This window comes from Streptomyces sp. CA-181903 (assembly GCF_050937075.1).
GTDB lineage: Bacteria > Actinomycetota > Actinomycetes > Streptomycetales > Streptomycetaceae > Streptomyces.
This window is the reverse complement of record NZ_JBNJLY010000001.1, coordinates 5117341-5139754: the sequence shown is the minus strand read 5'-3', so window position 1 is coordinate 5139754 and position 22414 is coordinate 5117341. Positions and strand designations below refer to the sequence as shown.

Sequence of the window (22414 nt, the reverse complement as noted above, 5' to 3'; positions counted from 1 at the left end):
TCAGCCCTCGCCCAGCAGCTTGCCGTCCGCGGTCTGGAACTGCTGCTTGAAGGACGCGACGGCGTCGCCGAGCGCCTGCAGCGTGTCGTCGGACATCTTGCCGCCCTCGACGATGCTGGTCATCAGGCCCTTGTGCGCCTGGTGCAGGTAGTCCAGCAGCTCGCGCTCGAAGCGGCGGATGTCCTCGACCGGGACGTCGTCCATCTTGCCGGTGGTGCCGGCCCAGATCGAGACGACCTGGTCCTCGGTGGCGTACGGCGCGTACTGGGTCTGCTTCAGCAGCTCGACCATGCGCTTGCCGCGCTCCAGGGCCGCCTTGGAGGCCGCGTCCAGGTCGGAACCGAAGGCGGCGAACGCCTCCAGCTCGCGGTACTGGGCGAGGTCCACGCGGAGTCGGCCGGACACCTGGCGCATGGCCTTGTGCTGGGCGGAACCACCGACGCGGGAGACCGAGATACCGACGTTCAGGGCCGGGCGCTGGCCGGCGTTGAACAGGTCGGACTCCAGGAAGCACTGGCCGTCGGTGATGGAGATGACATTGGTCGGGATGAACGCCGAGACGTCGTTGGCCTTGGTCTCGACGATCGGCAGACCGGTCATCGAGCCGGCGCCCATCTCGTCGGAGAGCTTGGCGCAGCGCTCCAGCAGGCGGGAGTGCAGGTAGAAGACGTCACCCGGGTAGGCCTCACGGCCCGGCGGGCGGCGCAGCAGCAGGGAGACGGCACGGTAGGCGTCGGCCTGCTTCGACAGGTCGTCGAAGACGATCAGGACGTGCTTGCCCTGGTACATCCAGTGCTGGCCGATGGCGGAGCCGGTGTACGGCGCGAGGTACTTGAAGCCGGCCGGGTCGGACGCCGGGGCGGCGACGATCGTCGTGTACTCCAGGGCGCCGGCCTCCTCCAGCGCGCCGCGGACGGACGCGATGGTGGAGCCCTTCTGGCCGATGGCGACGTAGATGCAGCGGACCTGCTTCTTGGGGTCGCCGGTGCGCCAGTTGGCACGCTGGTTGATGATCGTGTCGATCGCCAGGGCGGTCTTGCCGGTCTGGCGGTCGCCGATGATCAGCTGGCGCTGACCGCGGCCGATCGGGGTCATGGCGTCGACGGCCTTGTAGCCCGTCTCCATCGGCTCGTGGACCGACTTGCGGACCATGACGCCGGGGGCCTGCAGTTCGAGGGCGCGGCGGCCCTCGGTCTTGATCTCGCCGAGGCCGTCGATCGGGTTGCCCAGCGGGTCGACGACGCGGCCGAGGTAGCCCTCGCCCACACCCACGGAGAGCACCTCACCGGTGCGCTGCACCGGCTGGCCCTCCTCGATGCCGCTGAACTCGCCGAGGACGATCGCACCGATCTCGCGCTCCTCAAGGTTGAGGGCGAGGCCGAGGGTGCCGTCCTCGAACTTCAGCAGCTCGTTCGCCATGGCCGAGGGAAGACCCTCGACCTTCGCGATGCCGTCGCCGGCAAGGCTGACCGTACCGACCTCCTCGCGCGAGGCCGCGTCCGGCTTGTACGCCTGGACAAAGTTCTCCAGCGCGTCCCGGATCTCCTCCGGCCGGATCGTGAGCTCCGCCATCTGGGTTCCCTGCTCTCCTTGTTGGGCCCGAAGTATTTCTCTCCCGCGGGTGTTGCCCCGCGGGACACCGTCGGCCCAACTCGGGCCGTCAGTCATGCTCTTGAGTTGGTGGCTGGTCAGCCGCCAGCCCGGCCGGCGTCAGCCGGCCAGGTGCCGGCCCGCCTCCGCGAGGCGGTCCGCGATGGTCCCGCTGATGACCTCGTCGCCGATGCGTACCTGGATGCCGCCGAGGACCTCCGGGTCGACGTCCAGGTTGAGGTGGACGTTCTTCCCGTACAGCCGGGCGAGAGCGTCGCCCAGCCGCTGCTTCTGCCGGTCGTTCAGCGGCACCGCGGAGGTGACCTCCGCGACGACGCGGCCGCGGCGGTCGGCGGCCAGCTTGGAGAGGGCGGTGAGCCCCGCCTCCAGGCTACGGCCTCGCGGCGCGGTGACCAGGCGGACGACGAGCCGCTCGGTGACCGGGTTCGCCCGGCCGCCCAGCAGGCTGCGCAGCAGTTCGGCCTTGGCGGAGCGGTCGGCGACCTTGTCGGTCAGCGCGGCGCGCAGACCGGCGTTGGAGTCGACGATCCGGCCGAAGCGGAACAGCTCGTCCTCGACGTCGTCCAGCCGGCCGGCGCGCTCGGCGGCGGCCAGGTCGGCCGACGCCGCGAGCTCCTCCAGGGCGTCCACCAGGTCGCGCGAGGACGACCAGCGGGAGCGGACCATGCCGCCGACCAGGTCGGCGCAGTCGGCGCCGATCTGCCCGCCGAGCAGGCGTCCGGCCAGCTCGGCCTTGGCCTGGCCGGGCTGCGCCGGGTCGGTGAGGACCCGGCGCAGCGAGACCTCGCGGTCGAACAGCGCGGTGACGGAGGCAAGGTCCCCGGCCAGCTTCGCGGCGTCGACCGAGGCGCTGTCCGCCAGCGCGTTGAGGTTTTCGCGTGCCGAGGCAAGGGCCTCGCGGCTCGCTCCGTTCATCGCGTGACCTCAGCCTTCGTCGTGTCGGCCGGCTTGGCCTCGAGCGCGTCGAGGAACCGGTCGATGGTGCGCTCCTGTCGGGCGGCGTCCTTCATGGACTCGCCGACGATCCGGTCGGCCAGGTCGATGGCCAGCTTGCCGACGTCCTGGCGGAGCGAGGCCGCGGCGGCCTGACGGTCGGCCTCGACCTGGGTCCGGCCGGCGGCGACGATCTCGTCGCGCTGGCGCTCGCCCTCGGTCCGCATCTCGACGACCATGGCGGCGCCGTGCTCCTGCGCGTCCTGGCGCAGCCGGGCGGCCTCGTTGCGGGCCTCCGCGAGCTGTGCCCGGTAGGCGTCGAGGACCTGCTGAGCCTCGTCCTGGGCGGCCTTGGCCTTCTCCATGCCGCCCTCGATGGCGGCCCGGCGCTCGTCCAGGACCTTGTTCAGGTTCGGGAGGAGCTTCTTGCCGAGGTAGAGGACGACGATGAGGAAGGCCAGCGTGCCGATGACGAGCTCGGGCAGCGGGGGGAGGAACGCGGGTTCCGTCTCCTCCGATGCCAGCTGTACCAGGGCGATCACATCAGTGCCTTTCGTCGCGTAATGGGTAACCGTCTACGGATCAGCTGGCGTAGACGAAGCCCATGACGAGGCCGATCAGGGCGAGCGCCTCACAGAGGACGAAGCCCAGGATCTGGTTGGCGCGGATCAGGCCGGCCGCCTCGGGCTGACGGGCCAGGGCCTGGGTGCCGTTGCCGAAGATGATGCCGACGCCGACGCCGGGGCCGATGGCGGCCAGGCCGTAGCCGATGGAGGCCAGGTTGCCCTTGAGGGAGATGCCTTCGGCGAGGGTCTGGAGAGCAGCGGACATGCCGTTTCTTCCTTCTCTTTCACGGACCGGTGGGGGTTGGCCACCGGACGTCTGGGGGTCTGTGGGGAGGGTCTGCTCAGTGGTGCTTGGCGAGAGCGCCCTGAATGTACGAGCAGGCCAGGAGGACGAAGACGTACGCCTGAAGGGCCTGGATGAACATCTCGAAGACGGTCAGCAGGATGACCATCACGAAGGAGACGCCGGCGTAGGCGATGCCGATCCCGTTCAGCAGGTACCAGCTGGCGATCGTGAAGATCAGCAGCAGCACGTGGCCCGCAAACATGTTGGCGAAGAGCCGCACGGCGTGGGTGAAGGGCCGGATCAGCAGGTTGGAGAACAGCTCCAGGACCATGACCAGCGGAAGAACCCAGCCGAGTTCCTTGTTGTAGCCGGTGATGTTCTTGATGCCGCCGATGAAGCCGTGCCGCTTGAACGTCACGGGCACCCAGATCAGGTACACCAGCAGCGCGAGGCCCGCCGGGTAGGCGATGATCGACGTCACCGGGAACTGGGCGACCGGGATGATCGACCAGAGGTTCATCATCCAGATGAAGAAGAACAGCGAGACCATGAGGGGGACGTACTTCTCGCCCTCCTTCTTCCCCAGGGCCTCGTAGACGATCCCCTTGCGGATGAAGTCGTAGCCCGCCTCACCGACCATCTGGAGCTTGCCCGGGACCAGCTTGGCCCGGCCGAAAGCGGCCCAGAGGAACACGATCGTGATGACCGAGCCCAGGACGGCCAGGAGCATCGGCTTGTTGACCTCGATACCGCCGACGGTGAACAGCGGCTCGAACACAAAGGAGTGGAGCCCTGGGGTCGGGAAGCCGCACCCGTCGAAGATGTGGCAATCGGTCTCGAAGGCGAGCATCTGGTCAGCACTCACCGCGAGCTCCTTCAGCGTGGCGCATAGGTACGGCAACCTCGTTGTGTCGGCGCGGCAAGCTGCCACGGAACGGCACTGGACTGGTCTTACGGTTAGGGGTGCGGCAGGTCGGCCGGAGGCCGGGAGCCATCGCGGGCATCAGCTGCGCGAACCGCCGATTCACTCCCGCCGGAAGCGGGGACTCGGCCGTCTGCGTCCGCTGCACCTCAGATGGCACCGGACGATAGCAGGTGAGCACACAGAGGCTTATCCCGGCCCTACCTGTCATGACGGAGACTCCGCCGGCGCGGGCTTCTTCGCGTCGGCGGCGGCCTCCGGATCGACGTACAGGATCTTCATCTTCAGGTGGGCGCGCAGCTGTGCGGCGACCCACACCAGGGTCGCGGCAAGCACGGAGAAGGCAAAGCTCTTGAAACTGAAGAGCGTTGTGCCCTTCAGGACGCCGAGGAGGATCACGATCACCAGGCACTGCACGGCGTACAGCGCGAGGCCCATCATCTGGAAGACCTGCGGCCACTGTCGTGCGGTCCGCTGGAGCATATACAGCCCCACGGACATGCTGGCCAGTGCGAGCAGCATGCCCGCCGCGGCCCCGAGGGCCCCCTTGCCGCCCGCGACGGCGAATCCGACGGCAACGGCGACGACCCCCGCGGCTGCGGTCGGGACGGCGCACTGAAGGAGCGTTCGGGCGTCGTTGGCCTGCATGAAGGGTCTCTCCGGCGGAGTCGGAAGCAACGATTCGTCGGGGACGAGGGTATCCCGGGGTGTGGGCGCGACCTCGCGACGAAGGAACCGCCGGGGGGCGCTCCACTACGGTCCTTCGGCTCTGCCACGGGTTTCGTGAACGGTATCACAAACTATTTGATGAGGTCTTTACCTATATCGTGTGCCGCCCATCACACGCAAGGGTCAAGCCGCCCGTCGTCATGCTGACGAGCGGCTTGTTCCTCTGCTAACGCCGGGATCAGCGACGGCCGCTGATGTCGCGGGCGTGACGGAAGCGCGAGCGGTCGCCCACTGCGGTCGCGCCGTGCAGCCCCGCGGGAACCGGCTCCCGCTCGTCGTCGAGCGCCTCCCCGGGCTCCTCCGGCCGTTCCTCCGCCGGCACGGGCGCGGCGGTCTTGCGACGCCGGTAGCGGGGCGGCACCAGGTGCTCGGCCCATCGGGGCGCCCGCGGCCGGAAGCGCGGCATCAGCAGCAGCACCAGGCCCACGGCGCTCAGCGCGACGATCAACAGCAGTACGCCGCCCGCCGAGTTCACCGAGTACGCCACCGTGCCGAACGCGATCAGCGCCGACCAGAAGTACATGATCAGCACCGCCCTGCTGTGCGAGTGGCCGATCTCCAGCAGCCGGTGGTGGAGATGACCGCGGTCGGCCGCGAACGGCGACTGGCCGTTCCACGTCCGGCGCACGATCGCCAGCAGCAGGTCGGCCACCGGCACCGCGATGATGGTCAGCGGCAGCAGCAGCGGGATGTAGATCGGCACCGTGGCCTGGACGGTGGCCTTCTCCGACCCGGTGAACGAGCCCAGCAGGTCGGGGTCGACCTGGCCGGTGATGGAGATCGCGCCGGCGGCCAGCACCAGGCCGATGAGCATCGAGCCCGAGTCGCCCATGAAGATCCGCGCCGGGTGCATGTTGTGCGGCAGGAAGCCCAGGCACATGCCCATCAGGATGGCCGCGAACAGCGTCGCCGGGGCCGCTGCCTCCACGTTGTGCCCGTACCAGAGCCGGTACGCGTAGAGGAAGAACGCCGCCGCCGCCAGGCACACCATGCCCGAGGCGAGGCCGTCGAGGCCGTCGACGAAGTTCACGGCGTTGATGGTGATCACGACCAGGGCGACGGTCAGCAGGGTGCCCTGCATCGGCGTCAGCGCCACCGTGCCCACACCGGGCACCGGCAGCCAGAGGATCGTGAGTCCCTGGAGCACCATCACGCCCGCGGCGATCATCTGCCCGCCGAGCTTCACCAGGGCGTCCACGCCCCACTTGTCGTCCAGCACCCCGAGCAGCCAGATCAGCCCGGCGCCCGAGAGGAGCGCGCGCGGCTCGTTGGAGGTCTCGAAGACGTGCTTGAGGCTGGACAGGTGCGAGGCGACCAGCAGACCGGCGCACAGCCCGCCGAACATGGCGATCCCGCCCAGCCGCGGCGTCGGTTCGCGGTGTACGTCACGCGCCCGGATCTCCGGCATCGCGCCCGCCGCGATGGCGAACTTCCGTACCGGGCCCGTGAGCAGATAGGTGACCGCCACGGTGACGCAGAGCGTCAGCAGGTATTCACGCACGGGCTGCCCCAGGGATTTCGCCGGCCATCACAGCCCCACACCATATTCGCGTCCGTACCGGATCCGTGAATGCAGAAGAAGACGTTCACCACCCCCTGATGGTTGCGAGCGCTCGGTAAACGATCACGCCAGCGCAGGATACGGCGGAAACGCGAGTGCCAGTTCCGCGACCGCCTCCCGGAGCCGCGCGGGCTCCCCGGCGCCCCGCAGCACCGTCCCGACGAGCGCCGCCACCCGGGCCATCTCCGGCTCGCGCATCCCCTGCGTGGTCACCGCCGCCGTGCCCAGCCGCAGGCCGCGGGCGGTGCCGTGGCCCAGCCCGCAGACGTCCAGGACGATGCCGGCCGCCGCCAGCCGGCCGCGCGCCCGGACGCCGTCCAGCCCGAGCCCGGTCACGTCCACGACGATCAGGTGGGTGTCCGTGCCGCCGGTGGCGACGGCCAGGCCCTGCTCGGCCAGACCGGCCGCGAGCGCCCGGCCGTTGGCCACCACTTGCCGGACGTACCCGGCGAACGCCGGCGTCGCGGCCTCCCCGAAGGCGACGGCCTTCGCGGCCACCGTGTGCATCTGGGCGCCGCCCTGTGTGAACGGGAACACCGCACGGTCGATCCGTTCCCCGAGCCGCCCGCCGCACAGCAGCATCCCGCCGCGCGGCCCGCGCAGCACCTTGTGCGTGGTGGCGCACACCACGTCCGCGTACGGCACCGGGTTCGGCGCCGCTCCCCCGGCGACCAGGCCGATGGGGTGCGCCGCGTCCACGATCAGCAGCGCGTCCACCTCGTCGGCGATCTCCCGGAAGAGGGCGTAGTCCGGGTGGCGCGGGTAGGCGATGGACCCGCAGACGACCGCCCGCGGGCGGCGCGCCCGGGCGAGGTCCCGGACCTGGTCGTAGTCGATCCGGCCGGTGTCCGCGCGGACCCCGTACCCGGTGAAGTCGAACCACCGCCCCGAGAAGTTCACCGGCGAGCCGTGGGTGAGGTGCCCGCCCTCCCGCAGGCCCATCGCCAGCACCCGGTCCCCGGGGCCAGCAGCGCGGCGTACGCGGCCAGCACGGCCGCCGAACCCGAGTGCGGCTGCACATTGGCGTGCTCGGCCCCGAACAACGCGACGGCCCGGTCCCGGGCGACCCGCTCCGCCATGTCCACGACCTCGCAGCCGCCGTGGTGCCGGGCTCCCGGGTAGCCCTCGGCGTACTTGTTCACCAGCGGTGAGCCGAGTGCTTGCAGCACGGCGGGTGAGACGAAGTTCTCCGCCGCGATCAGTTGGAGTCCCGTGGCCTGGCGTCTCGCCTCGGCGAGGAGAATGCCGGCGATCTCTGGATCCTGACGCGTGAGCGCGTCGGCCGCTGCTTCGGTGACGGGCATCGGGGGCTCCGTGCGGTGGGCGTGAGCAGTGTGCTCACCCCCAAATGTAGGCCCGGTGGGGGCGCGTGCAGGGTGCCCCGGTCCCGCCCTTTCGCCGTTTCTTGCAGGGGCTACGCCCCCCGCGCCCCCGAAACCGCGCTCCGCGCGGTTGTCCTCAAACGCCGGACGGGCTGACTTTCAGCCCGTCCGGCGTTTGAGGACGAGCGGCGAAGCCGCGAACAAGGGGGTCTGGGGCGCAGCCCCAGGAAACGGCGAAGGGGAGGGACCGGGGCACCCTCAAACCCCCGGGACCCCGGTCAGGGCCGTCACCACAGGATCCAGCGCCACCTGAATCTCCTCGCCAATCGAGCGGAAGAACGTAATGGGCGCCCCATACGGATCGTGCACCTCATCCGCCTCCGCGTCAGGCGCCAACAGCCACCCCCGCAACGCGGCAGCGGCCTGCACCAGCGCACGGGCCCGCTCGACGACACCCCCGCCCCATCGGGGGCGGGCAAGGTCGTCGGGTCAATGGCCCGCACCAGCCGGGTGAACTCCTTCAGCGTGAAGGTCCGCAGCCCGGCGGAGTGCCCCATCGAGATGACCTGAGCCCGGTGATCACGCGTAGCGGTGAGCACCAGGTCGGCCCGGATGACGTGTTCGTCCAGCAGTTCCCGCCCGGTGAAGCCGTGCGGGTCCGCGCCGAAGTCGGTCAGCACGGTGGCGGCGTGGGCCTCCATGGGGGCGCCCTCGTGCCCCCAGGTGCCGGCGCTCTCCACCACCAGCCCGCCCGCGTCCGGGTCGCCGAGGCGCTCGGAGAGGGCATGGCGGGTCAGCCGCTCGGTGATGGGCGAGCGGCAGACGTTGCCGGTGCTGACGTGGAGGATGCGGAAGGTGTCGGTGCTCGTCTCCGGTCCCGCTATGCCACGCCCCTGCGGGGCGATCAATTCGCCACCTCGAGGTCGGGTACCACCTCGCGGAGCTGCTCGGCGCTGATCGCGCCGGCCCGCAGCAGCACCGGCACCTTGCCGGTGACGTCCACGATCGAGGACGGCACGTCCGCGGGGTGGGGCCACCGTCGAGGTAGACGGAGACGGAGTCGCCGAGCATCTCCTGGGCGGCGTCGCAGGTCTGCGGCGCCGGGTGCCCGGTGAGGTTGGCGCTGGAGACGGCCATCGGGCCGAACTCGGTGAGCAGTTCGATGGCGACGGGGTGCAGCGGCATCCGCACCGCGACCGTGCCGCGAGTCTCGCCGAGGTCCCAGGTCAGCGACGGCTGGTGGGTGGCGACCAGGGTGAGCGCGCCGGGCCAGAAGGCGTCGACGAGCTCCCACGCCTGCTCGGAGAAGTCGGTGACGAGCCCGTGCAGGGTGTTCGGGGAGCCGACGAGGACCGGCGAGGGCATGCCCCGGCCGCGGCCCTTGGCCTGGAGGAGGTCGCCGACGGCGTCGCGGCTGAAGGCGTCCGCACCGATGCCGTACACGGTGTCGGTGGGCAGCACGACCAACTCGCCGCGGCGGACCGCGGCGGTCGCCTCACGCAGACCGGTCCTGCGGTCGGTCGCGTCGCCACAGTCGTATCGCCGAGCCATTGAGCCAACCTCCTCGTACGGGGCAGATGTCTGGGGTGCCGTGGCGGTCACGGCAGGGCCTTCCGGGCCGTGGCGAACCGGGGCCGGTTGTTGAGGTCCGGGTGGTCGGCCGCGTCGGCCCAGCCCCGCTCCTCGGTGAAGATCCACGGCACCTGGCCGCCCTGGGTGTCGGCGTGCTCGATGACGACCACGCCGCCGGGGCGCAGCAGCCGGTGCGCGGTGCGCTCCAGGCCGCGGATGGTGTCGAGGCCGTCCTCGCCCGAGAACAGCGCGAGCTGCGGGTCGTGGTCGCGGGCCTCGGGGGCGACGTACTCCCACTCGGTGAGCGGGATGTACGGCGGGTTGCTGATGACCAGGTCGACCTGGCCGTCGAGCTCGGGGAGCGCGTCGAGCGCGTTCCCGTGGTGCAGCTGGACGCGGGAGCCCTCGACGTTCTTCCGCGCCCAGGACAGGGCGCCCTCGTCCAGTTCGACGGCGTGCACCCGGGACCGGGGCACCTCCTGGGCGAGGGCCAGCGCGATGGCGCCGGAGCCGGTGCACAGGTCGACGATCAGGGGTTCGACGACGTCCATGGCGCGGACCGCGTCTATGGCCCAGCCGACGACCGACTCGGTCTCCGGCCGGGGGACGAAGACGCCGGGTCCGACCTGGAGTTCCAGGTAGCGGAAGAAGGCGCGCCCGGTGATGTGCTGGAGGGGTTCGCGGGCCTCGCGGCGGGCGACGGCCTCCCAGTAGCGGGCGTCGAAGTCCGCGTCGGCGACCAGGTGCAGCTCACCCCGTTTGACGCCGTGCACGAAGGCCGCGAGCTCCTCCGCGTCGAAGCGCGGGGAGGGCACGCCGGCGTCGGCCAGCCGCTGGGTGGCCTGTGCCACCTCGGCGAGCAGCAGGTTCACTGGACCTTCCTCCTGTTGCGCTCCATGACCAACTCCGTACGCGATCTCTACTGTGCGGCAGCCAGCTTGGCCGCCGAGTCGGCGTCGACGCACGCCTGGATGACCGCGTCCAGTTCGCCGTCGAGCACCTGGTCCAAGTTGTACGCCTTGAAGCCGACCCGGTGGTCCGAGATCCGGTTTTCCGGGTAGTTGTAGGTCCGGATCTTCTCGGAGCGGTCGACGGTGCGGACCTGGCTGCGGCGCGCGTCCGCGGCCTCGGCCTCCGCCTTCTCCTGCGCCGCGGCGAGCAGCCGGGAGCGGAGGATGCGCAGGGCCTGCTCCTTGTTCTGGAGCTGGCTCTTCTCGTTCTGGCAGGAGGCGACGACGCCGGTCGGCAGGTGGGTGATGCGGACGGCCGAGTCGGTGGTGTTGACGGACTGGCCGCCGGGGCCGGACGAGCGGTAGACGTCGATCCGCAGGTCGTTGGGGTTGATCTCGACGTCGATCTCCTCGGCCTCGGGCGTGACGAGCACGCCGGCGGCGGAGGTGTGGATGCGGCCCTGGGACTCGGTGGCCGGCACGCGCTGGACGCGGTGCACGCCGCCCTCGTACTTCAGCCGGGCCCAGACGCCCTGGCCGGGCTCGGTGGCGCCGTTGCCGCCCTTGGTCTTGACGGCGACCTGGACGTCCTTGTAGCCGCCGAGCTCGGACTCGGTGGCGTCGATGATCTCGGTCTTCCAGCCGACGCGCTCGGCGTAGCGCAGGTACATGCGCAGCAGGTCGCCCGCGAAGAGGGCGGACTCGTCGCCGCCGGCGCCCGCCTTGATCTCCAGGATGACGTCCTTGTCGTCGCTGGGGTCACGCGGGACCAGCAGCAGGCGGAGCTTCTCGGTGAGCTCCTCGCGCTGCTTCTCCAGCACCTTGACCTCGGCGGCGAAGTCGGGGTCGTCGGCGGCGAACTCGCGGGCCGTCTCGATGTCGTCCCCGGTCTGCTTCCAGGAGCGGTACGTACCGACGATCGGGGTCAGCTCTGCGTAGCGCTTGTTGAGCTTGCGGGCGTTGGCCTGGTCCGCGTGGACGGAGGGGTCGGCGAGCCGCTTCTCGAGGTCGGCGTGCTCGCCGATCAGTTCCTCGACTGCCTCGAACATCAAGATTCCCTAAGCGAAGGTGACGGAGCTGCTGGAAGTGACGGACCTGCCGGACGACAAAGCGCCGGTCCGGCCGTCCCCCGCCGAGGAGGGACGGCCGACCGGCGCCTGCGGGTCGCTACTTCTTGGCGGTCCCGGCGTTCTTGCCGAAGCGGGCCTCGAACCGCGCCACACGGCCACCGGTGTCGAGGATCTTCTGCTTGCCCGTGTAGAACGGGTGGCACTCGGAGCACACGTCGGCACGGATGGTGCCGTCCGCGACGGTGCTACGGGTGGTGAACGAGGCGCCACAGGTGCAGCTGACCTGGGTCTCGACGTACTCCGGGTGGATGTCGCGCTTCAAGGGTTCTCCTAGGTTCGGGAGGGCACCGGGTCGTGCGGCGGGATTGCCGTACGTGAACCGGGGCCGACGTACCAGTCTGCCAGTACCGGCCGCATCCCCCAAAACGGGGTCCGGGGGCCCGTTATTCCCGGGCTCCCTCCGGGGGACGCGGCCGGCCGCGGACTACTTCACGACGCCGTCCGCGTCCGTCTTCGTCCCCTCGCCGTCCTTGAGGGCCGACGCGGGGATGGGCTGGTCCTCGTGCAGGGCCCGCCACATCTCCTTGGCGGCCGCCAGCGGCACCACGCGGTTCTTGTCCAGCGGGTCGGTGGTGACGGGCAGGGTCACCATGTGCATGTCCCCGGAGCCGATGCCCTTGAGGCCGTTGGCGAAGGAGAGCAGCTTCTGGACCGAGGCCAGGTCGGAGTCGGTGGTGAGCGCCTTGGTGGCGGTGTCCGCGATCCCGTAGAGCTTGGTCGGGCTGGTGAACAGGCCGACGGACTTGACCTGGTCGATCAGGGCCTTGATGAACGCCTGCTGGAGCTTGATCCGGCCGAGGTCGCTGCCGTCGCCGACGCCGTGCCGGGTGCGGACCAGGCCGAGCGACTGCTCGCCGTTGAGGGTGTGCTTGCCGGCCGGGAGGTCGAGGTGGCTCCACTTGTCGTGGATCGGCTTGGTGGTGGTCACCTCGACGCCGCCGAGCCGGTCGATGAGCTTCTGGAAGCCGGCGAAGTCGACCTCCAGGTAGTGGTCCATCCGGATCCCGGTCATGGCCTCGACGGTCTTCACCGCGCAGACCGCGCCGCCCACCGAGTAGGCGTCGTTGAACTGCGCCCGCCGCACGGCCGGGCTGGTCTTCCCGTCGAGGGTCTTGCACTCGGGCCGGGGCACCATGGTGTCGCGCGGGATGCTGACCACACTGGCCTGCTTGTGACCCGCGTAGACGTGGACGATCATCGCGGTGTCGGAGCGGGAGCTGCCCTCGTCGCGGCCGTACTTGCCGTTGTCGCCGGCCCGCGAGTCGGAGCCCAGCACGAGGATGTCCTGCGAGCCGTTGTCCACGTTCTCGGGGCGGTCGGTGCCGAGCGCGGAGTTGATGTCGACGCCGTGCAGGTTGCCGTTGAGCTTGAAGTAGACGTACCCGATCCCGGATCCGCCCAGGACGACCAGTGCCGCGGCCGTCCAGAGGACTATTCGCCAGCCCGTGCGGCGCGCACGGGGCTTGCGCCTGCGGCCATGGGGTCCGCCGGGGCGCCGACGGCGCGCTCCCGCCTGCCTGCCCCTGGTCTCGTCCGCCATACGCTCCTCAGTCCTCCGCTGGTTCGGCTTCCCCCCTGCCGCCCGATCAGGCGCGGTGCCTCGCCACTTTGAGACGGCGAGGTCTGCGACAGGGTTGCACGGAGCCGTGAGAGCGCCTTCTTATGAACCGACCGGACGGGACGCCGTGACAAACCCACCCACACCCGCTGTCACCTGCGTTTTCACCCGTCTCGTCGGTGTCCGTTCGCCGTGGTTCGACGGGGATTCCTGTGGCGGAAGTCTCAGAAGGTCACGGTGAGGACTCGGCAAGATCACGAAGGGAGCACCCGGCGCGCGGGGCTCCGGAAACGCGGGCGGGACGCGGACGGATGCCGGACGGGAACCGGACGGGAACGCCGACGAGAACGCGGGCGGGAACGCGGAACCTCCCCGCCACGGACGTGACGGGGAGGTTCCGGGAACTGCCGGCGGCCGCCGGATCAGTCGTCGCCTCAGTCGTTGCCGTTGCCCGGCGCGGGCGCCGTCTTGGCGATCTGCATCAGGAACTCGGCGTTCGACTTCGTCTGCTTCATCTTGTCGAGGAGCAGCTCGATGGCCTGCTGCGAGTCCAGCGCGTGCAGCACCCGGCGGAGCTTCCAGACGATGGCGAGCTCCTCGCCGCCGAGCAGGATCTCCTCCTTGCGGGTGCTGGACGGGTCGACGTCCACCGCGGGGAAGATGCGCTTGTCGGCGAGCTTCCGGTCGAGCTTGAGCTCCATGTTGCCGGTGCCCTTGAACTCCTCGAAGATCACCTCGTCCATCCGCGAGCCGGTCTCGACCAGCGCGGTGGCCAGGATGGTCAGCGAGCCGCCGTCCTCGATGTTCCGCGCGGCACCGAAGAACTTCTTCGGCGGGTAGAGCGCGGTCGAGTCGACACCACCGGACAGGATGCGGCCGGAGGCCGGCGCCGCCAGGTTGTAGGCGCGGCCCAGGCGGGTGATGGAGTCGAGCAGCACGACCACGTCGTGACCCAGCTCCACGAGACGCTTGGCGCGCTCGATGGCCAGCTCGGCGACGGTGGTGTGGTCCTCGGCCGGGCGGTCGAAGGTCGAGGAGATGACCTCGCCCTTGACCGACCGCTGCATGTCGGTGACCTCTTCCGGACGCTCGTCGACCAGGACGACCATCAGGTGGCACTCGGGGTTGTTGGTGGTGATCGCGTTGGCGATCGCCTGCATGATCATGGTCTTGCCGGTCTTCGGCGGGGCCACGATCAGACCGCGCTGGCCCTTGCCGATGGGGGCGACCAGGTCGATGATACGGGTCGTCAGAACGCCCGGGTCGGTCTCCAACCGCAGCCGGTCCTGCGGGTAGAGCGGGGTCAGCTTGTGGAACTCGGGGCGGCCGCGGCCGGTTTCGGGCGCCATGCCGTTCACCGAGTCGAGGCGCACGAGGGCGTTGAACTTCTCGCGCCGCTCGCCGTCCTTCGGCTGCCGCACCGCGCCGGTGACGTGGTCGCCCTTGCGCAGGCCGTTCTTGCGGACCTGGGCCAGGGAGACGTAGACGTCGTTCGGGCCCGGCAGGTAGCCGGAGGTGCGGATGAACGCGTAGTTGTCGAGGATGTCCAGGATGCCCGCGACGGGGATCAGGACGTCGTCCTCGGACACCTGCGGCTCGTTCGCGAACTCGTCGCGGCCGCGGCGGCCCCGGCGGTCGCGGTAACGGCCGCGCCGGCCGCGGCGGCCGCCCGCCTCGTCGTCGAAGTCGTCCTGCGGGGCCTCGGCGCGCCCGGCGCGCTGCTGCTGGCGGTTGCCGCCGCCCTGCTGGCCGGCGCCGGCCTCGTCGCCGCGGCGGTCACGGCGGTCGCGCTGACCGCGGTCCCCGCGGTCACCCCGCTCGCCACGCTCACCGCGCTCGCGGCGGTCGCCCTTCTGACCGCGCTCGGCGCGGTCGCCGCGCTCCTGGCGGTCGCCCTTGGCGCCCCGGCCCTCGGCGGTGTCCACCGCGGCCTCGGGCTTCTCCGAGGTCAGCACCTCGGTACGGGCCTCGGTCCGCGCCTCGGCGGTGGGCTCCGGGGAGCCCGCGGGGGCGGTGGCACGGCGACGGCGACGCTCACCGGCCGGCGCCTCCTCGGCGCCCGGCTGGCCCGGGATCTCGATCTGCTGCTGGGCGGCGGGTGCCTGCTCGGCGGTCTTCTCGGCGGCCTCGCCGGTACGGGCCCGGGAGGTGGCGCGGCGCTTCGGCTTCTCCGCCGGCTGCTCCGCGGCCGGCTCGGCGGCGGGCTTGGCGGAGGCGCCGGAACCGGCCTGCCTCTCCTTGATGACCTCGATCAGCTGGCCTTTGCGCATCCGCGCGGTGCCCTTGATGCCGAGGCTGGAGGCGAGCTGCTGGAGCTCGGCCAGGACCATGGCGTCGAGGCCCGTGCCCGAGCGTCGCCGCTTGGGGGCGGCGGAAGCACCGGTGGCAGGCGCGGCGGGAGCGTCCGTGGCGGGCGCGGAGGCATTGCCTGCGGCACCCTTGGTGCCCGCGGCGTTCACGCCCATCAGATCGGTGGTGTCGCTCACGAAGGGGTCCTTCCCTGGAGCGGGCGTCGGCCTGTCTGGCTCGGCGACCGGTTGTGCTGTCCGGCTGCGGTCCTGCTTGCGGACCGGGCCGGGGCGGTGGTCCGCCGCGGTACGGCGGAAGAATCAGTGCGTTGATGCCGACGTGGGGAAATCAGTGAGGACAAGACGCATCGCATCACTCATGTCGCCCACGCCGATTTCCGGAGCGTGCTCGAATCTGCTCAGGCAGTCTGGGAGGCTCCCGGAAGAAAAGCGGTCCCTGATCGGGACACAGAGCACCGAGCCGACGTGGCTTCGGGTGCAGACTTGAGGTTAACACTACCGGATCCCACAAACATTCCCCCTCTCAAAGTCCGGCAACCGCGTTTTCCGCGGGGCCTTCCTCGGCGGCGTACCACCGCGTTCCGCCTCTTGTCAGGCGAGCGGCAGCACACTCGTCCCCCCGGCGTCGAGGGACAGCCGGTTGGCCGCCCACCCCTCGCCCGCCAGCCGTGCGACCTTGTCCGCCGCACTGTCCTCGACCAGCGCGAGCACCGTGGGGCCCGCGCCGGATACGACCGCGGGGACGCCGTCCGCCCGCAGTCGGTTGACCAGGGCCACGCTCTCCGGCATCGCCGGGGCACGGTACTCCTGGTGGAGCCGGTCCTCGGTGGCCGGCAGCAGCAGGTCGGGGCGCCTGGTCAGGGCCTCGACGAGCAGCGCGGCCCGGCCGGCGTTGGCCGCCGCGTCCACATGGGGGACCTGGCGCGGCAGCAGGCCGCGCGCGGTCTCCGTCGCCACGGGACGGCCGGGCACGAAGACCACCGGAACGATGGAATCGGCGGGGTCCATCCGCACCGCGCGGGCCGCTCCCCCGTCCATCCAGGCCAGGGTGAAACCGCCGAGCAGGCAGGCCGCGACGTTGTCCGGGTGGCCCTCGATCTCGGTGGCCAGCTCCAGCATCGCCGTGGTGTCGAGCCGCTCGGCCCCGCCTATGGTCACCGCCCGGGCGGCGACGATCCCGGCGCAGATCGCGGCGGCCGAGGAGCCCAGCCCGCGGCCGTGCGGGATGCGGTTCGCACAGACCACCTCCAGGCCGCGCGGCTGGCCGCCCAGCAGGTCGAACGTGGTGCGCAGGGACCGTACGAGCAGGTGACCCTCGTCGCGCGGGAGCGAATCGGCGCCCTCGCCGGCGATGTCGATGTGCAGCCCGGATTCGGCCACCCGGACCACGACGTCGTCGTAGAGCCCCAGGGACAGACCGAGGGCGTCGAAGCCGGGACCGAGATTGGCGCTGGTGGCGGGGGTGCGCACTCGGACGGCGGCGGCGCGGAAGGCGGGACCGGCCATCGCTCGATGACTCTCCTTGATGTGGCCTTGGTAGGGCGTGCGACATCCGCAAGGGCCGCGACGGCGGTACCGCATGGAGGGCGGCTTGGGTCAGCGACGGGGCGGAGTGAGGACAGCCTATCGAAGGAAGGTTCTGTGGCGACATAGGGCGCACAGGAGGCGCGCGATGCGTGTCGCACGCCAAGCCATGCCCCGTGTCGATTTTGGCGGACTTTCGTCGGGGTTGTGACCTGGGAATTCGCGAATTACGAAGGGGCGGGCGGAATTTTCGCTCTCCGCTTCGACCGGTGTCCGGCGCTCCCGTCGTGTCGCGCCCGGCGCCGGCAGGCGACCGCGCCTTTCCGGAGGCCTGGCGGCCGCCCCACGAGGGGACGGCCGCCCGGGTCCGTACGTACGCGCCCGGCTCCGTGCGGGCACGCGGTCGGACCGGCGTGCCGCGCGACGGGCTACGCGAGCCCGAGCCGCTCGGCCGCCGCGGCCGCGTCCACCGGTACGGTCACCGGCTGCGGGGCGCCGGCCACCGCCCAGTCGGGGTCCTTGAGGCCGTTGCCGGTGACCGTGCAGACGATGCGCTGGCCCGGATCGACCTTGCCCTGCTCGGCGGCCTTCAGCAGACCGGCGACGCTCGCCGCCGAGGCGGGCTCGACGAAGACGCCCTCCTGTGCGGCCAACAGCCGGTAGGCGGCGAGGATCTGGCGGTCGGTCACCTCGTCGATGTGCCCGCCGGACTCGTCGCGCGCCTGCTCGGCGAAGCGCCAGGAGGCCGGGTTGCCGATGCGGATGGCGGTGGCGATGGTGTGCGGCTCCTTCACCGGCTCGCCGCGCACGATCGGCGCCGAGCCGGACGCCTGGTAGCCCCACATGCGCGGGGTGCGGGAGGCGATGCCGTCGGCGGCGTACTCCCGGTACCCCTTCCAGTACGCGGTGATGTTGCCCGCGTTGCCCACCGGCAGGACGTGGATGTCCGGGGCGTCGCCGAGCGCGTCCACGATCTCGAAGGCGGCGGTCTTCTGCCCCTCGATGCGCACCGGATTGACCGAATTGACCAGCGCCACCGGGTAGTTGTCGGCCAGGGCGCGGGCCAGGTCGAGGCAGTCGTCGAAGTTGCCGTCGACCTGGAGGATGCGGGCGCCGTGCACCAGGGCCTGGCCCATCTTGCCGAGCGCGATCTTGCCCTCGGGCACCAGGACGGCGCAGACCATCCCGGCGCGCACGGCGTAGGCCGCGGCGGAGGCGGAGGTGTTGCCCGTGGAGGCGCAGATGACGGCCTTGGCACCCTCCTCCTTCGCCCGGGTGATGGCCATCGTCATCCCGCGGTCCTTGAAGGAACCGGTGGGGTTGGCGCCCTCCACCTTCAGGTGCACCTCGCAGCCGGTGCGCTCGGAGAGCACCTGGGCCGGCACCAGGGGCGTGCCGCCCTCGCGCAGGGTGACCACCGGCGTGTCCGCGGAGACCGGGAGGCGGTCGCGGTACTCCTCGATGATGCCGCGCCACTGACGGGTGGCGGCGTTGCCGTTGTTCGCAGACATGGTCTTCCTTGCTCCCCTACTCACCTTCGACGCGCATGATGCTGGCGACCCCGCGGACCGTGTCCAGCCTGCGCAGCGCCTCGACCGTCGCCGACAGGGCGGCGTCGGGGGCCCGGTGCGTGACGACGACGAGCGCCGCCTCGCCGTCCTTGCCCTGCTGGCGGACGGTGTCGATGGACACCCCGTGCTCGGCGAAGACCGTGGCCACCTGGGCGAGGACGCCCGGTTTGTCGGCTACGTCGAGGCTGATGTGGTAGCGCGTGACGACCTCGCCCATGGGGCTGACGGTCAGCCGCGCGTACGCCGACTCGCCCGGGCCCGTGGTCCCGGCCAGCTTGTTGCGGCAGACGGCGACCAGGTCGCCGAGGACCGCGGAGGCCGTCGGCGCGCCGCCGGCGCCCGGCCCGTAGAACATCAGCTGTCCGGCGGCCTCGGCCTCGACGAACACCGCGTTGTACGCCTCGCGGACCGAGGCGAGCGGGTGGTTCAGCGGGATCATCGCGGGGTGGACGCGGGCGGTGACCGACCGGCCGTCGGCGGCGCGCTCGCAGATCGCCAGCAGCTTGATGGTGCAGCCCATCTGTTTCGCGGAGGCGAAGTCGGCGGCCGTGACCTCCGTCATCCCCTCGCGGTGGACGTCGTCGAGGCGCACGCGGGTGTGGAAGGCGATGCCGGCCAGGATCGCGGCCTTGGCGGCGGCGTCGAAGCCCTCGACGTCGGCGGTGGGGTCCGCCTCGGCGTAGCCCAGGGCGGTGGCCTCGTCCAGGGCCTCCTGGTAGCCGGCGCCCGTGGAGTCCATCTTGTCGAGGATGAAGTTGGTGGTGCCGTTGACGATGCCGAGGACCCGGTTGACCTTGTCGCCGGCGAGGGACTCGCGCAGCGGGCGGATCAGCGGGATGGCGCCGGCGACGGCGGCCTCGTAGTAGAGGTCCGTGCCGTGCTGCCCGGCGGCGGCGTGCAGGGCGGCGCCGTCCTCGGCGAGCAGCGCCTTGTTGGCCGAGACGACGCTCGCGCCGTGCTCGAAGGCGGTGGTGATCAGGGTGCGGGCCGGCTCGATGCCGCCGATGACCTCGACGACGACGTCGATGTCGCCCCGTTTGACCAGGGCGGTCGCGTCGGTGGTGATCAGCTCGGCGGGCACCCCGGCCCGGACCCGGTCGGGCCGGCGCACGGCGATGCCGGCCAGCTCGACCGGGGCGCCGATCCGGGCCGCGAGGTCGTCGGCGTGCGTCGTCATGATGCGCGTCACCTCGGAGCCGACCACTCCACAGCCCAGCAGCGCCACTTTCAGCGGACGCGTACGCATCATCCGACCTCGTTTCTCGTACATCTTGGGTGGTACACCAGTCTCACTCACCGGTCGGAGGGTTTCCCTCCCCCGTCCAGTATCCGAGATTCCGTCATCCGCCGGCCGGTTTCCGGGCAGCTTGCGGGGGCCTCGGCCCTGCTCTCCGCTTCCGTCAGCCGACGTCGAGCCGGAGCAGGTCCTCTTCCGTCTCCCGCCGGACGATCACCCGGGCTTCGCCGTCCTTCACCACCACGACCGGGGGCCGCAGCGCGTGGTTGTAGTTGCTGGCCATCGAGCGGCAGTAGGCGCCGGTCGCGGGCACGGCGAGGAGGTCGCCGGGGGCGACGTCGGCGGGCAGGAAGGCGTCGCGGACCACGATGTCACCGGACTCGCAGTGCTTGCCGACGACGCGGGAGAGCATCGGCCCGGCGGTCGACGTACGCGACACCAGGGACACCGAGTAGTCGGCGTCGTAGAGCGCGGTACGGATGTTGTCGGACATGCCGCCGTCGACACTGACGTACGTCCGCAGTCCGGGGAGCTCCTTGACCGTCCCCACCTCGTACAGCGTGAAGGCGGTGGGACCGACGATCGCGCGCCCCGGCTCGACGGAGAGGCGCGGCACCGCGAGCCCGGCCGCCGCGCACTCCCGCTCGACGATGCCGCGCAGCGCGGTGGCGATCTCCCGCGGCTCGCGGGGGTCGTCCTCCGGGGTGTAGGCAATGCCGAGGCCGCCGCCGAGGTCGATCTCGGGCAGCTCGACGCCGTGCTCGTCGCGGATCTCGCGAAGCAGGCCGACGACGCGGTGCGCCGCGACCTCGAAGCCGGAGGTGTCGAAGATCTGCGAGCCGATGTGCGAGTGGATGCCGATCAGTTCGAGCCCGTCCAGCTTGAGCGCGCGGCGGACGGCCTCGGCCGCCTGGCCGCCGGCCAGCGGCAGCCCGAACTTCTGGTCCTCGTGGGCGGTGGCGATGAACTCGTGGGTGTGCGCCTCGACGCCGACCGTGACGCGGATCTGCACCCGCTGCCGCTTCCCGGCCCGCTGGGCGGTGTGCGCGACGCGCACGATCTCCTGGAAGGAGTCGACGACGATCCGCCCGACGCCCGCCTCGACGGCCCGGGTGATCTCCTCGGCCGACTTGTTGTTGCCGTGCAGGGCGATCCGCTCGGCGGGCATGCCCGCGTCGAGCGCGGTGGCCAGCTCGCCGGCGGAGCAGACGTCGAGGTTGAGCCCCTCCTCGGTCAGCCAGCGCACGACGGCCCGCGACAGGAACGCCTTCCCCGCGTAGAAGACGTCCGCGTCCGGCCCGAACGCCTCGCGCCAGGCGCGGCAGCGGGCCCGGAAGTCGTCCTCGTCGAGGAAGTAGGCGGGCGTGCCGAACTCCTCGGCCAGCCGCTTGACGTCCAGCCCGCCGACGGTGGCGACGCCGTCCTCGTTCCGGGAGACGGTGCGCGACCAGACGCGCGGGTGGAGGGCGTTGAGGTCGGCGGGGGGCGCCGGGTGGTGGCCCTCGGGCAGGACGTCGGCGTAGCGGGGCCCGGCGGGGTGCGCGGAGCGGCTCATGGCGCTGATCTCCTCAGGTGCTCAGAGATGTGGGGGTCTCGGAGATCCGGGGTCTCGGAGACGCGGGGGTCTCGGAGAGGTGCGGGTCTCGGAGATGTACGGGTCTCAGAGATGTGCGGGTGCGGTGATGCCGAGCTGGTGGAGGCCGTCGGCGAGCACCGTGCCCGTGGCCTCGGCGAGGGCCAGGCGGGCGCGGTGGACGACCGAGGGTTTCTCGTCCCCCGGGGCAGCGTCGGACACGACGCCTGCCAGCGGAGGAAGGCGTCGGCCAGCCGCTCCAGGGCCCGCGCGAGCCGCTCGGGGTCGCGGGCCTCGACGATGCGGGGGTGATCGGCGAGGGCGGTTATCAGGGGCCCGGAGCCGGCACCGAAGTCGTCCGTGGCGTCGTCGACGACGGCCTCGAACCCGAGGTCGCGGGCGTTGCGCACGAGGGCGCGGCAACGGGAGTGGGCGTACCGCACCCGGAAGAGGGGGTTGGCCTCCCGCTGCACCAGGAGCAGATCACGGTCGAGCCCGGACGGGCTGAGAAGACTCCAGCGGGCGGCGTCGGCACCGAGCCGCCGGACGAGCTCGTCGGGGGGCCGGACGGGCAGCGGCTCGGACTCCGCCCGCCGTGCGAGGACGTCCCGTACGAGCCGCGCGTGGGGAGCGCCCGCGAGCGTGATGTTGAGGAACCCGGGACCGGCGATGTCGACCCGGGCGATCCCGGGCTCCCGCACCAGCCGGCGCCGCAGCAGCTCGGCGACTTCGCGGGCCGGCCGGCCGCTCTCCTTGGCGAGCCGCAGGGCGATGCTGGTGGCGTAGTCCCCGCTGCCGGGACGCGGCGGCACCCGGACCCCGACCGCGGTCGGCACCACGACGCGCAGCTCGCCGGCGTCGACGGCACGACGCACGGCGCACAGCACGGTACGGGAGAGATCCGCTGGGGTCACGGGGCAAGCCTAGGGGAGGAAGCGGGTCGCTCCGCCAGCCGGTTTCCCCGATGTTCGCCGGACGTGCCCCTTACATCGGCTCTCGGGGCCGACCGTGCGCATGGTCGGCGACGCTCATCATCGGCGGTGCTCATCATGGGCGGTGC

General features: G+C 71.3%; 17 protein-coding genes and 3 pseudogenes. All 20 read right to left on the bottom strand.

The genetic code is table 11. The features are described 5' to 3' along the window. A complete protein-coding gene (gene atpA / locus ACQEVS_RS23060; protein ID WP_433023250.1) occupies positions 1-1572 on the bottom strand; it encodes a F0F1 ATP synthase subunit alpha in 1572 nt (523 codons plus the stop codon). 138 nt (positions 1573-1710) lie between these two features. Next, positions 1711-2526: a F0F1 ATP synthase subunit delta gene (locus ACQEVS_RS23055; protein ID WP_433023248.1), complete on the bottom strand. Its 816-nt coding sequence runs from the start codon at positions 2524-2526 to the stop codon at positions 1711-1713. Beyond that, positions 2523-3086, bottom strand: a complete 564-nt coding sequence (locus tag ACQEVS_RS23050; protein WP_433023246.1) for a F0F1 ATP synthase subunit B — start codon at positions 3084-3086, stop codon at positions 2523-2525. The genes ACQEVS_RS23055 and ACQEVS_RS23050 overlap by 4 nt, the downstream gene beginning before the upstream one ends. A gap of 40 nt (positions 3087-3126) precedes the next feature. After that, positions 3127-3375: a F0F1 ATP synthase subunit C gene (locus ACQEVS_RS23045; RefSeq protein ID WP_223768363.1), complete on the bottom strand. Its 249-nt coding sequence runs from the start codon at positions 3373-3375 to the stop codon at positions 3127-3129. Between the two features lie 76 nt (positions 3376-3451). Beyond that, positions 3452-4246: a F0F1 ATP synthase subunit A gene (gene atpB / locus ACQEVS_RS23040; RefSeq protein ID WP_433027828.1), complete on the bottom strand. Its 795-nt coding sequence runs from the start codon at positions 4244-4246 to the stop codon at positions 3452-3454. 279 nt (positions 4247-4525) lie between these two features. Next, the gene (locus ACQEVS_RS23035; protein WP_433023244.1) at positions 4526-4966 is read right to left on the bottom strand and encodes a hypothetical protein; all 441 of its coding nucleotides are present in this window, start codon (positions 4964-4966) and stop codon (positions 4526-4528) included. A 259-nt stretch (positions 4967-5225) separates the two neighbouring features. Continuing rightward, positions 5226-6548 carry an MraY family glycosyltransferase gene (locus ACQEVS_RS23030; RefSeq protein WP_433023242.1) on the bottom strand — a complete coding sequence of 441 codons (1323 nt, stop codon included), beginning with the start codon at positions 6546-6548 and terminating at the stop codon, positions 5226-5228. Between the two features lie 123 nt (positions 6549-6671). Beyond that, positions 6672-7912, bottom strand: a pseudogene (gene glyA, locus ACQEVS_RS23025) (serine hydroxymethyltransferase). Between the two features lie 276 nt (positions 7913-8188). Beyond that, positions 8189-8838: pseudogene (locus ACQEVS_RS23020) on the bottom strand (protein-tyrosine-phosphatase). Then, positions 8835-9481: pseudogene (locus ACQEVS_RS23015) on the bottom strand (L-threonylcarbamoyladenylate synthase). Before ACQEVS_RS23015 ends, ACQEVS_RS23020 begins: the two co-directional pseudogenes overlap by 4 nt. Before the next feature lie 47 nt (positions 9482-9528). Beyond that, on the bottom strand, positions 9529-10374 hold the full coding sequence (gene prmC / locus ACQEVS_RS23010; RefSeq protein ID WP_004953292.1) for a peptide chain release factor N(5)-glutamine methyltransferase: 846 nt from the start codon (positions 10372-10374) through the stop codon (positions 9529-9531). A 47-nt stretch (positions 10375-10421) separates the two neighbouring features. Then, positions 10422-11501 (bottom strand): peptide chain release factor 1, encoded by a 1080-nt coding sequence (gene prfA, locus ACQEVS_RS23005; RefSeq protein ID WP_433023239.1) that lies wholly within the window; start codon positions 11499-11501, stop codon positions 10422-10424. 118 nt (positions 11502-11619) lie between these two features. After that, complete coding sequence (gene rpmE, locus ACQEVS_RS23000; RefSeq protein ID WP_223768356.1) at positions 11620-11844, bottom strand: 50S ribosomal protein L31; 225 nt, start codon at positions 11842-11844, stop codon at positions 11620-11622. 162 nt (positions 11845-12006) lie between these two features. After that, the gene (locus ACQEVS_RS22995; RefSeq protein WP_433023237.1) at positions 12007-13122 is read right to left on the bottom strand and encodes an LCP family protein; all 1116 of its coding nucleotides are present in this window, start codon (positions 13120-13122) and stop codon (positions 12007-12009) included. 452 nt (positions 13123-13574) lie between these two features. Beyond that, positions 13575-15626, bottom strand: a complete 2052-nt coding sequence (gene rho, locus ACQEVS_RS22990) for a transcription termination factor Rho (RefSeq protein WP_433023235.1) — start codon at positions 15624-15626, stop codon at positions 13575-13577. A 414-nt stretch (positions 15627-16040) separates the two neighbouring features. Then, positions 16041-16955 (bottom strand): homoserine kinase, encoded by a 915-nt coding sequence (gene thrB, locus ACQEVS_RS22985; protein WP_185940173.1) that lies wholly within the window; start codon positions 16953-16955, stop codon positions 16041-16043. A gap of 446 nt (positions 16956-17401) precedes the next feature. Further along, positions 17402-18484, bottom strand: coding sequence for a threonine synthase (gene thrC / locus ACQEVS_RS22980; RefSeq protein WP_223768353.1), 1083 nt, complete (start codon positions 18482-18484; stop codon positions 17402-17404). A gap of 16 nt (positions 18485-18500) precedes the next feature. Next, on the bottom strand, positions 18501-19793 hold the full coding sequence (locus ACQEVS_RS22975; RefSeq protein ID WP_433023232.1) for a homoserine dehydrogenase: 1293 nt from the start codon (positions 19791-19793) through the stop codon (positions 18501-18503). A gap of 151 nt (positions 19794-19944) precedes the next feature. Further along, positions 19945-21336: a diaminopimelate decarboxylase gene (gene lysA, locus ACQEVS_RS22970; RefSeq protein WP_433023230.1), complete on the bottom strand. Its 1392-nt coding sequence runs from the start codon at positions 21334-21336 to the stop codon at positions 19945-19947. Continuing rightward, positions 21333-22268: an ArgS-related anticodon-binding protein NrtL gene (locus ACQEVS_RS22965; protein WP_433023228.1), complete on the bottom strand. Its 936-nt coding sequence runs from the start codon at positions 22266-22268 to the stop codon at positions 21333-21335. The genes lysA and ACQEVS_RS22965 overlap by 4 nt, the downstream gene beginning before the upstream one ends. Between the last annotated feature and the right edge of the window lie 146 nt (positions 22269-22414).

Excerpts from the sequence above, each read along its gene's own strand:
- atpA (WP_433023250.1), bottom strand. The coding sequence starts at position 1,572 with ATGGCGGAGCTCACGATCCGGCCGGAGGAGATCCGGGACGCGCTGGAG.
- ACQEVS_RS23055 (WP_433023248.1), bottom strand. The coding sequence starts at position 2,526 with ATGAACGGAGCGAGCCGCGAGGCCCTTGCCTCGGCACGCGAAAACCTC.
- ACQEVS_RS23045 (WP_223768363.1), bottom strand. The coding sequence starts at position 3,375 with ATGTCCGCTGCTCTCCAGACCCTCGCCGAAGGCATCTCCCTCAAGGGC.
- atpB (WP_433027828.1), bottom strand. The coding sequence starts at position 4,246 with ATGCTCGCCTTCGAGACCGATTGCCACATCTTCGACGGGTGCGGCTTC.
- ACQEVS_RS23035 (WP_433023244.1), bottom strand. The coding sequence starts at position 4,966 with ATGCAGGCCAACGACGCCCGAACGCTCCTTCAGTGCGCCGTCCCGACC.
- prfA (WP_433023239.1), bottom strand. The coding sequence starts at position 11,501 with ATGTTCGAGGCAGTCGAGGAACTGATCGGCGAGCACGCCGACCTCGAG.
- ACQEVS_RS22995 (WP_433023237.1), bottom strand. The coding sequence starts at position 13,122 with ATGGCGGACGAGACCAGGGGCAGGCAGGCGGGAGCGCGCCGTCGGCGC.
- thrB (WP_185940173.1), bottom strand. The coding sequence starts at position 16,955 with ATGGCCGGTCCCGCCTTCCGCGCCGCCGCCGTCCGAGTGCGCACCCCC.
- thrC (WP_223768353.1), bottom strand. The coding sequence starts at position 18,484 with ATGTCTGCGAACAACGGCAACGCCGCCACCCGTCAGTGGCGCGGCATC.
- ACQEVS_RS22975 (WP_433023232.1), bottom strand. The coding sequence starts at position 19,793 with ATGATGCGTACGCGTCCGCTGAAAGTGGCGCTGCTGGGCTGTGGAGTG.
- lysA (WP_433023230.1), bottom strand. The coding sequence starts at position 21,336 with ATGAGCCGCTCCGCGCACCCCGCCGGGCCCCGCTACGCCGACGTCCTG.